General features: G+C 62.5%; 7 protein-coding genes and 3 pseudogenes. 5 read left to right on the top strand and 5 right to left on the bottom strand.

The features are described 5' to 3' along the window. Nucleotides 1-270: 270 nt before the first annotated feature. From INT12_RS17450 to INT12_RS17435, 4 genes are read left to right on the top strand one after another with little or no spacing between them, the layout of a single operon-like run. Nucleotides 271-978, top strand: coding sequence for an ABC transporter ATP-binding protein (locus INT12_RS17450; RefSeq protein ID WP_193041079.1), 708 nt, complete (start codon nucleotides 271-273; stop codon nucleotides 976-978). After that, entirely contained in the window at nucleotides 975-2,174 is a 1,200-nt protein-coding gene (locus INT12_RS17445) for an ABC transporter permease (protein WP_057004428.1), read from the top strand. The genes INT12_RS17450 and INT12_RS17445 overlap by 4 nt, the downstream gene beginning before the upstream one ends. Beyond that, a complete protein-coding gene (locus tag INT12_RS17440) occupies nucleotides 2,167-3,648 on the top strand; it encodes a TolC family protein (protein WP_193041080.1) in 1,482 nt (493 codons plus the stop codon). The genes INT12_RS17445 and INT12_RS17440 overlap by 8 nt, the downstream gene beginning before the upstream one ends. Continuing rightward, nucleotides 3,638-4,891 (top strand): efflux RND transporter periplasmic adaptor subunit, encoded by a 1,254-nt coding sequence (locus INT12_RS17435; protein ID WP_046485019.1) that lies wholly within the window; start codon nucleotides 3,638-3,640, stop codon nucleotides 4,889-4,891. The genes INT12_RS17440 and INT12_RS17435 overlap by 11 nt, the downstream gene beginning before the upstream one ends. A gap of 37 nt (nucleotides 4,892-4,928) precedes the next feature. On the opposite strand, the gene INT12_RS17430 is transcribed toward INT12_RS17435, so the two are convergent. The 3 genes and pseudogenes from INT12_RS17430 to INT12_RS17420 all read right to left on the bottom strand — a co-directional run. Next, nucleotides 4,929-6,323 carry an FAD/NAD(P)-binding protein gene (locus INT12_RS17430; protein ID WP_193041081.1) on the bottom strand — a complete coding sequence of 465 codons (1,395 nt, stop codon included), beginning with the start codon at nucleotides 6,321-6,323 and terminating at the stop codon, nucleotides 4,929-4,931. Between the two features lie 12 nt (nucleotides 6,324-6,335). Beyond that, a pseudogene (locus INT12_RS17425) lies at nucleotides 6,336-6,921 on the bottom strand (ABC transporter ATP-binding protein). After that, nucleotides 6,918-7,067: pseudogene (locus tag INT12_RS17420) on the bottom strand (acyl-CoA synthetase); the annotation flags it as partial. The pseudogenes INT12_RS17425 and INT12_RS17420, both read right to left, overlap by 4 nt. Nucleotides 7,068-7,468: 401 nt before the next feature. On the opposite strand from INT12_RS17420, the gene INT12_RS17415 reads away from it, so the two are divergent. Then, nucleotides 7,469-8,368: a hypothetical protein gene (locus INT12_RS17415; protein WP_126585737.1), complete on the top strand. Its 900-nt coding sequence runs from the start codon at nucleotides 7,469-7,471 to the stop codon at nucleotides 8,366-8,368. A 68-nt stretch (nucleotides 8,369-8,436) separates the two neighbouring features. On the opposite strand, the pseudogene INT12_RS17410 reads toward INT12_RS17415, so the two are convergent. Further along, nucleotides 8,437-9,093 (bottom strand): annotated as a pseudogene (locus INT12_RS17410) (LLM class flavin-dependent oxidoreductase); the annotation flags it as partial. A gap of 110 nt (nucleotides 9,094-9,203) precedes the next feature. Beyond that, a complete protein-coding gene (locus tag INT12_RS17405) occupies nucleotides 9,204-9,767 on the bottom strand; it encodes a helix-turn-helix domain-containing protein (protein ID WP_017848086.1) in 564 nt (187 codons plus the stop codon). Between the last annotated feature and the right edge of the window lie 4 nt (nucleotides 9,768-9,771).

The following is a 9,771-nucleotide window of genomic DNA, read 5'->3' as shown; positions in this document are numbered from 1 at the left end:
CGCCATATCAGCGCACGCCTTGGCAGACGGGCCCGTCGAGGCTGACCACAGGTTTTTTGCGCGATGGGTTTTGCCCCCAGTGCATTTATTTCAAAGGGTAAAAACCCTCTACAACGATGGCTGGCGGAGCCGGTTGAACGCGGTTAGTATTCAAAGAATATTTTAAAAACAAGAAATCAAACCAGTCCGTGACGTGTCCCAGGCAGCTCCCGAACTTGTTACAAATCTTTACCGGGGCAGCACGGCAGCGTCGAGACTGCAGGCGTAGTCATGATGACAGATACCCCCGCGCACCCAGGCTTGATCTCCCTGCAAGGCATCGGCAAACGCTATCAGCTCGCCGGACAGCACCTGTCCATCCTCAATGATGTGTGCCTGTCCATCGCCCGCGGTGACAGCTGCGGCATCCTCGGCGCCTCCGGCTCCGGCAAAAGTACCCTGCTCAACATCCTTGGCCTGCTGGATCTGCCCAACTGCGGCCAGTACCGCTTTGCCGGCCACGACATTTTCAGCGCCAGCCCGGATGAACTGGCGGCGATCCGCAACCAGCAGATCGGCTTCGTGTTCCAGAGTTTCAACCTGCTGCCGCGCCTCAGCGCATTGGACAATGTCGCCCTGCCCCTGAGTTATCGCGGCGTGTCGCGCCACGAGTCGGTGGAGCAGGCCCTGCGCATGCTCGAACAAGTCGGCCTGGCCGAGCGCGCGCACCATCGCCCCGCCGACCTCTCCGGCGGCCAGCGCCAACGTGTGGCGATTGCGCGGGCGCTGGTGGGCAAGCCCTCGGTCATCCTGGCCGACGAACCCACCGGCAACCTCGACAGCAGCACCGCCCAGGACATCATGGACCTGCTCCTGGCGCTGAACCGCGAGCAGCAGGTCACGCTGATCATCGTCACCCACGACGCACACATCGCCGAACGCCTGGAGCGCAAGATCCTGGTGCGCAACGGCGTGGTGTATGAGGCCGGGCGCCCATGAGCCTGCGGGTCGAGCAGAGCCTGAGCCAATTACTGCATGAAGCGTTCGTCAGCCTGCGCACCCTGGGCAAGCGCTCGATCCTCGCGCTGCTGGGCATCGTGATCGGCAGTTCGTCGGTGGTGGCGCTGATCAATATCGGGCATAACGCGGCGGTGGATGCCGCGCTGATTTTCAAGGACATGGGCACCGACACCCTGGTCGCGCAGTTTCCGCCCAAAGCCGACAGCAGCGTACCGATGCGTGCCCGCCTCGACCTCGACGCCGTGCGCCAGGCCGTGCCCGGGATCGCGCACATCGGCGCGCTGAGCCTGTTCAGCGGCCCCATCGTGTTCCAGGGCCGCAGCGTCAACGCCAACTTCGTCGGCAGCACACCGGATATCCCCGCGGCCCTGCGCCTGGCGCTGCGCGAGGGGCGCTTCCTGTCGGCGTTCGATGCCAACGAAACCTACGGCGTGATCGGCGACCAGATCGCCCAGGCCCTTGGCGCCCCCGGCGCGCCGTTAAAGCTGGGCGACCGCGTGCGTATCAACGATTACCTGTTCCAGGTGGTCGGCATCCTGCACCACCAGCCCCGGGCGATGCTGATGCCGGTGCAGGCCAACGAATCGCTGTTCATCCCCGCCGACGGCATGCGCCGCATCTACGCCAGCCCGCAAATCGGCAACGTGATCATCCGCGCCGCGCCGGGCCAGGACATGGAACGCATCGCCCGGGACGCCGCCGCCGCGCTGCAACGCCAATTGACCGAGCACAGCGTCGACATCACGGTGCCCCAGCAAATGATCGACGGCATGACCCGGCAGAGCCGCACCTTCGCCTACCTGCTGCTGGCCCTCGGCGCGATCTCGCTGGTGGGCGGCGGTGTCGGGGTGATGAACGTGATGCTGATGAACGTCTCCGAACGCCGCCGCGAGATCGGCATTCGCATGGCGCTCGGCGCGCGCCAGCGGGATATCCGCAACCTGTTCCTGCTCGAAGCCATCACCCTCACCGCCGTCGGCGCGCTGTGCGGCGCGGTGCTCGGCATGACCGCCGCGTGGCTCTACGCCTGGCTGTCGGGCTGGGCCTTCGCCCTGGCGGTCGCCGCCCTGCCCCTGGGGGTGGGCAGCACCTTGCTGGTGGGGTTGTTCTTCGGCATTTACCCGGCGGTCTCGGCCTCGCGGTTGCAACCGGTGGAGGCGTTGCGCGATGAATAAACGCCTGCTGCTGCTCCTGGCGCTGATCAGCCTGCCGAGTGTCGCCGCCGACGTGGTGATCCGTCCCGCAGCGCCCAGCACCACGCGCAGTGGCTATGATCGCGGCGTCTCGCTGAATGCCCAGGTCACCGCCATCACCCTGGGCGACGCGGTGTACCTGGGCCTGCGCAACAATCCGGCGATTCGCAGCGCCTACCTGCAGCGGGTCGCGCAGAAATTCGACCTGCGCGTGGCCGAAGACGTGTTCAACCCCAAGCTCACCCTCAACAGCTATTACCGCAGCTCCCGCGGTTCCGCCGACAATGCACGCAATACCAACGTGGCCCCTGCCACCAGCCTGCTGGGCGAGTACGGCACGCGCCTGAGCATGGCCTGGACCCAGCAACTGAATAACGCCAACCGGGCCGGTCGCTACCGCAGCGACGGCCTCGACCTGGCGCTCATCCAACCGCTGATGCGCGGCGCCGGCTGGGACGCGACCACCGCGCCGCTGCGCCTGTCGCGCCTGTCGGAGCAGGCCAACCGCCTGAACCTCAAGGCCACCGTGGCACAAACCATCAGCCAGATCATCGCCACCTACCGCGAGTTGCTGCGCGCCCAGGAGCAACTGAGCATCGTCCAGGACGCGCTGAAACGCGCCAACACCTTGCTGGAAGTCAACAAGGCGCTGATCAGCGCCGGGCGCATGGCCGAGTTCGAGATCGTGCAGACCGAAGCCGATATCGCCACCCAGCAACTGGGCGTGGAAGAAGCGCAGAACCAACTCGACACCAGCCGCCTGGCCTTGCTGCGCCTGCTAGCCCTCGACCTGTCGACGCCGATCCGCGCCACCGAAGCCCTGGAGGCCAAGCCCATGCAGATCGACAAACGCGAGGCCTTCAACCTGGCGCAGAACCAGCAACCGGAGTACCTCGCCACCCTGCTCGGCAGCCAGCAGGCCGACCTCAACCTGGTGATCGCCAAAGACTCCGGGCGCTGGCAAGTGGACCTGGTGGCCGGGGCGAACCAGATACGCAACAACTACGACAACGACACCGGCAGCGGCAACAACCGCAGTTGGGACAGCTACGCCGGGGTGCAGGTGCAAATCCCCATCGGCGACATCAGCACGCGCCAGGCCGAAGTGCGCGCACGGGTGAATGTGGAGGATCAGGCCATCCGCATCACCGACGCCCGCCAGGAACTGGAACGCAGCGTGAACAACGTGGTGCGCGACCTCGGCACGCGCTGGCGCCAGTACGAAATCTCCCAACGCGCCGTGGAATTGTCGCGGCGCAAGATCGAGATCGAACGCGAAAAACTCAGCGCCGGGCGCTCCACCAACTTCCAGGTGCTGAGTTTCGAGACCGACCTGCGCAACGCCGAAAACACGCAGCTCAATGCGCTGATCGCTTACTTGAACGCCCAGACCCAGCTCGATCTGACCCTGGGCATGACGCTGGAAAGCTGGGAAATCGCCCTCAATGACTACTAACCAAAAACGCCTGCTGGCGGCTGGATTGATCGTGCTGCTGGCGGCCGCCGGCGTTGCGGTGCAAAGCCATCGCAGCACCGCCGACCCGATCCTCCCGACCGAACAGTGGCTGGCGGTGACGCCTGGCGCGCTGGTGCATCAGATCGGCCTGGTGGGCAAGATCGAGCCCGACACCACCCTCACCCTCACCGCGCCGTTCGACGGCAATGTGCAGGCCAACCTGGTGGAGCAAGGCCAACGCGTCGACGCCGGGCAAGTGTTGCTGCGCATGGACCCGGCCCTGCTCGAAGTGCAACTGCGCGATGCACTCTCCGCGCAACTCAAGGCCCGGCGCACCGTGCAGGAAATGCAAGACTGGGACAGCAGCCCCACCGTCAGCCGTGCACGCCGCAGCCTGCGCACCGCGCAAATGAGCGCCGACAACACCCAGCGCAAACTCACCGAAAGCGAAAACCTGTTTCAGCGCGGCATCATCCCGCGCAACGAACTGGACGACCTCAAGCAACAGACCCAGCAGCAACAACTGGACCTGATCGCCGCACGCGATGAACTGCAACAGGCACTGGAGCAAGGCAAGGGCGAATACCGACAGATCGCCGAGATGGAGCTGACCAATGCCACGGTGAAGTACGACGCGCTCTACCGACAGCTCGAAGACAAGGAGGTCAAGGCACCCTTCTCCGGCATCGTGGTGCCCGCACCCGGAAGCAGCAACGCGGCAGCAGGCGCGGGCAACACCAACGCCCCGGTGCAGGCCGGCAGCAAGGTCAGCCAGGGCCAGGTGCTGTTCGGTCTGGCCAATATCGAACGGCTGAAAATCGTCGCCAGGGTCTCCGAGCTGGACATCAACCAACTGCACCAGGGCCAGGCGGTGGAAGTGATGGGCGATGGCTTCGACGGCGAACGGTTGAGCGGCTCGGTGAGTGTGGTCAGCGGTTTGGCGATTGCCGGCGATACCCAGGGCAGCGCGCAGTTCCCGGTAACCCTGTCGATCCCCAGGCTGACCCCACAGCAATTGCAGCGGGTACGGCTGGGGATGAGTGCGCGACTGACCATCGTCACTTACAACAACGCGCAGGCGATCGTGATTCCGAGCCAGGCGATCCAGCCGGACATGACCGTCGAATATCGGCCGACGATGGACCAGCCGGTGGAACGCGTGACCGTGACCACCGGGCAATCGACGCCGCAGGGCGTCGAGGTGTTTGGCCTAAAACCCGGCTTTATAAAGACCCCAAGATAGAGGAAGTTGCCCTGTGGGAGGGGGCTTGCTCCCACCTTTAGATCGTTGTCAGCTTCAACGCCAGCGCCTTGGCCTGAAGCGCCACATCGGTCACCGCCGTGCTCTCCCACCACATCCCGCGCAGCGGCGGGCCTATGGCGAACAGGCGCCGGCTGGCCTGGCCCTGGGCATCCAGCACCGCCCCCGAGGCATCCGCTGCGATCCCCAGCGCCAGCGGCCCGGGCTGGATCAACCCGCGTTTGAGCAACTGCTGGGGCAACGGCCGGGCTACCCGGCGCCAGTCGTATTCGATGCCACTGGAATTGATCAGTGCCGCGCCCGCAACCTGGGTGATCGCTTGCTCGCCACGGTAACGCAAGCGGATGCTGATGCCGTGGACCGCAGGCGCCAAGCCCTTGAACGACGCCGCGCGAATGCGCAGGCGCCCTTCCTCATGCAGACGCGCCACCAACTGCGCACTCAGCGGCGGCGAACGGTGGTGATGACTTTCCCACCACGGCCGCACATGCCGCACGAACTGGCGCTTCTCGCGCTCGCTGGCCTGGCTCCACAAACGGCCGATATGCGCGCGCACGGTGTCCAGCGGCGCCTGCCAATCGATGCCCTGCGCCGTCGCGATGCGACACTGCCGACGCACCTCGCGCAGCAACTGCCGAGGGCTGCGCAGGCGGTGGTCGGCGGCGAGAAAATCGTCCCAGCCCGGTGGCTGTCGACGCACATGGGGCAGCAGGCCGTGGCGCGAGAACACCTCGATCGGGCCCCGGTGCCCAGCCTGTTCCAGGGACACCACGGCGTCGACCATGGTCAGCCCGGAACCGATGATCAGCACCGTCGCGCGCGGGTCGAGTTGGCTCATGGCCTGCACGTCCCACGGGTCGACTGCGGTAGCGTTCAAGCCGCTGGATTCGGTCTGCGGCGTGCGCGCCGCCGGGAACATGCCGGTCGCCAACACCGCCTGGGCACCGCGCAGTTGCTGGCCGTTATCCAGGGTCAGCAGCGTCGAGGCGGGGTCCACTTGCAGGTCGACCACTTCGGCGCGGATATGCTCGACGGTAGACGTCGACAGCGCCTTGGCATCGGCCAAGCGTTGCTGCGCGTACAACCCGAACATCCCGCGCGGCGGGAACAGCTCGCTGATCGGCACATGCTGCTGGTCCGACTCCGGCCAGCCGCCAGCGCCGATGTAGTCGGTGAGCCATTGGGTCAGGTCGTCGGCGTTGTCCGGGTCGACACTCATGCGCGCCGCATTGCCGTTCAAGGTATGGCCCAGCTCGACCGCACTGTAGGCCTCGCCGCGGCCAAGTTCGGCGCGCGGTTCGATCACCAGGATCTGCCGCGAGCCGGGCAGGCGCAGCAGTTGCACGGCCAGCATCGTACCGCTCAGGCCGCCGCCGATGATCAGGACATCGGCGTTGCGGATGGATTCAGTCATGCCTGTTCGCCTTTACTGTTTACCCAGATAGATGTCATGCAAATCGCCCCGCGCCAACAGTTCAGCGGCGCCGCCGCTCAAGACCACGCGGCCAGTATCCAGCACGTAGCCGTGGGACGCATAGTTGAGCGCGACGTTGATGTTCTGCTCGGCGATCAGGAAGCTCACCTGCTGCTCGCGGTTGAGCTGCGCGACGATCTCGAATATCTCCTGCACGATCATAGGCGCCAAACCCATGGACGGCTCGTCGAGCAGTACCAAAGTAGGACGGGTCATCAACGCCCGGCCGATGGCGACCTTCGAGTACATGCACCATGCCCTGGCGCACCCGTTGGCTGGGGTCGACGCCGGCCAGGTCGTGGCCGGCGTATTCGATCACGCCACGGCTGACTTCGGCACGCTCGGCGCGCACCAGCCCGGAGATCGCCTTGAGCGTGGTGCTCTTGCCGGCGCCATTGGCGCCGAGCAAGGCGACGATCGCGCCCTTGGGCACGCTCAGCGACACCCCGGCCACGGCGAGGATCGCGCCGTCGTAGATCACTTCGATGTCGTTGACCGTCAGCGAGATATCCCGCACCTGGAGAATGGCTTGGCTCATGCGATGTCCCGTTTGAATTCAGCCAGCCACACCGGCTCGACAACGGACTTGCCCGTGCTGGGTGGCTGCCAGATAGAGGCCAGGCGTTGAAAGCCCAGCAGTTTGCGCACGCGGTTTTTCAGCAGACGGCGCAGAGCCGACGGAGGTTTGAGTACATGCACGCTCATAGGGGTGATGCTCCTATTGGGTGGGTAAGCGTGCGGTGGTCCGCTGGCTGAATGAGGATTGAACGGAAAGTCGATAGCGTTGATATAAAGGCTAAGCAGGAACCATGCCGATATAAAACGCCGCATAACCCAGGCGTTCATCAACAGTTATGAAGCTGACACAGCACAAAGTGCTTCTTCGCTGTTGCTGGAGCAACAGCGAATACCCTGCCGAGCGGGGTCGGAATTGATAAGTGAGCGGCATTCAAACATGTGTTCCGAATAACCATTTTCGCTATTAGAAACGATCACGTTATACCTGTCATTTTTGACAGTAGATATTGTATTGCCCGCTTAATAGACTCAAGCCGAACCCACGTCACAACAAAGGAGAGCCGCTTATGAGCAGCTCGAATAAAACCAAGCCAAAAGCCACTTCAGGCACAGCCAGTGCAATAGTGAATGACGACGAGGACTTTAACAGTTTCGAGGGCACACGCTTCTATTTCTATCTGGATGAAAAAACAAACAGATGGTATATCTCAGGCGCAAGCGATGAAGACCATCTTGGTCAATATCAATATATTTCGCTGTGGTTGCCTAACGAGGGTGACGTTGTAAAAAAAACCTACGCAATCGTTGACGACCATGGTGCGCAGGGGAAAGCCAATGCGTCATGGACAAAAGCAACTTCCTCGTCATTTCGCCCTTACACCGCCATCAGCGGAAGTGTGACGGTCACGCTGAACAGCAACCTGCAGACAGTGGAGTCAACCTTCGAGTTTGCAGCACAAAGCGGTTCAAAAACAGTCTCTCTTACCCAGGGCGAGATGAAACTCCAAGGATTTACCGAGGACGAAAAAGCCAGAGCCAGCGGTTCAATAGTATGCGACTTCAGCGAGTTAATTACTGAGCGCTATGAATCTACTGAGACAGCGTTCAGCCTAGGAGACGATTCAGGTAGTTTCCCTGCTTATCTACAGGCCTGGTCACGACAGTTCACGTCGAAACCCGACCTCAAGGACTATCGATTATCCATCAACATAGCCAAAGGCCTTGCACCCGGCACTTACAGCTTTAGTCCAGACAGTAAACAGGTGCGGATATTCTTCTTCAATATCCCTGAAAGCCTCGTCTGGCCGGCCGACAGCGGCACGATCACATTTAAATCCATTCCAAACTTCGAGAGCTTTGCAGGAAAACTCTCAGGACAATTTAACTTCACGGCAACCGTCGAACTTGACGATGGCAGAGTACGCGTCTTAAAAGTAGAAAATGGAATTTTCGATATGGAACGATGAGAACCGTGAGTCGTCGTCGGGTGTTGTGAGTTATTCACACCACCCGACGGTCCTTTCACACGGTTGAATCAGGCATGCTCAACAGCCCTATCTTTCTGCACATTCGCTAACGTTCGATAGCGCCTGCCTGGATGGGACACCGGCAACCTCGGGCCTTCACCAAACAACTTCTCGCGCAACGTGCCCTGGGCGTATTCCTTCTTGTACACGCCACGCTTCTGCAACTCCGGCACCAGCAGTTCCACCGCGTCGATAAAGGTTTCGTGGGTCAGCGCATAGGCCAGGTTGAAGCCGTCCACATCGGTGTCTTCCACCCACTCCTGCAGCAAGTCCGCGACCGTCTCCGGGCTGCCGACAAACAGCGGACCAAAGCCGCCGATACCGACCCAGTCGGCCAGTTCCTTGGGCGTCCAGACCTTGCTCGGGTCCGCCGTGGAGAAGGCTTCCACCGCCGACTGAATCGCATTGGTATGCACATGTTTGAGCGGTTCGTCGGGCTTGAACTGGCTGAAGTCGATGCCGGTCCAGCCGGAGATCAGCGCCATGGCGCCTCCGTAGCTGACGTAGGATTTGTACTCGTCGAACTTGGCCTTGGCCTTCGCGTCGGTCTCGCCGACGATCACCGTCTGCAGGTTGAAGATCAGGATCTTGCGCGGATCACGCCCGGCCTCGGCCGCGCGGTGACGAATGTCGGCGACGGTGTTTTTCAGCAGCGTCTTGGACGGCAGCGAACTGCTTGCCACTTCAATAAGATCAGTAGGTTGCCGTCATTTCAATGCAAAGGAACCCGCCTGCGATCGAGCAAAGTGTCCATCCGCTGTTGCCGGGTCAACAGTCAGATCACCACATTGCGCACAAAGCGCACCGCCACGTCGCCGTCATTGCGATAGGCGTGGGCCTGGCGGCTGGCGAACATGAAGAACTCACCGGCGCCGACCGGTTTTTCCTGGCCATCCAGCACCAATGTCAGGCGGCCTTCGAACACGAACAACTGCACACTCCAGCCATCCGGGTCCGGCTCGGGGCTGTAGCAATCGCCCGGCTCCAGGCGCATCTCCCACAGCTCGACTTCACGCCGCGCCGTGGCCTTGGCAAGCAATACAGCTTTGCTGCCGGGGATGTCACCGGCCCAGGCCAGTTCGTTGATACGGCTATGGTCGGGTGCATCCGGGGCCTGGATCAGGTCGCTGAAAGCCACGTCCAGCGCTTCGGCGACGCGGTCGAGGGTGGACAGGCTGACGTTTTTCTCGCCAGCCTCGATGGCCACCAGCATGCGTCGGCTGACCCCGGACTTTTCCGAGAGCGCGGTCTGGCTCAAGTCGGCGGCATGACGCAGGCGACGAACATTCTGGCTGACATGCTGCAGGACCGAGGCCCGTTGCGGATTTTCTTTGTGCACTATA

The sequence above is a fragment of the Pseudomonas sp. K8 genome, assembly GCF_014889455.1.
GTDB lineage: Bacteria > Pseudomonadota > Gammaproteobacteria > Pseudomonadales > Pseudomonadaceae > Aquipseudomonas > Aquipseudomonas veronii.
Note: the sequence above shows the minus strand (reverse complement) of the source record. Positions and strands in the feature narration are given on the sequence as shown.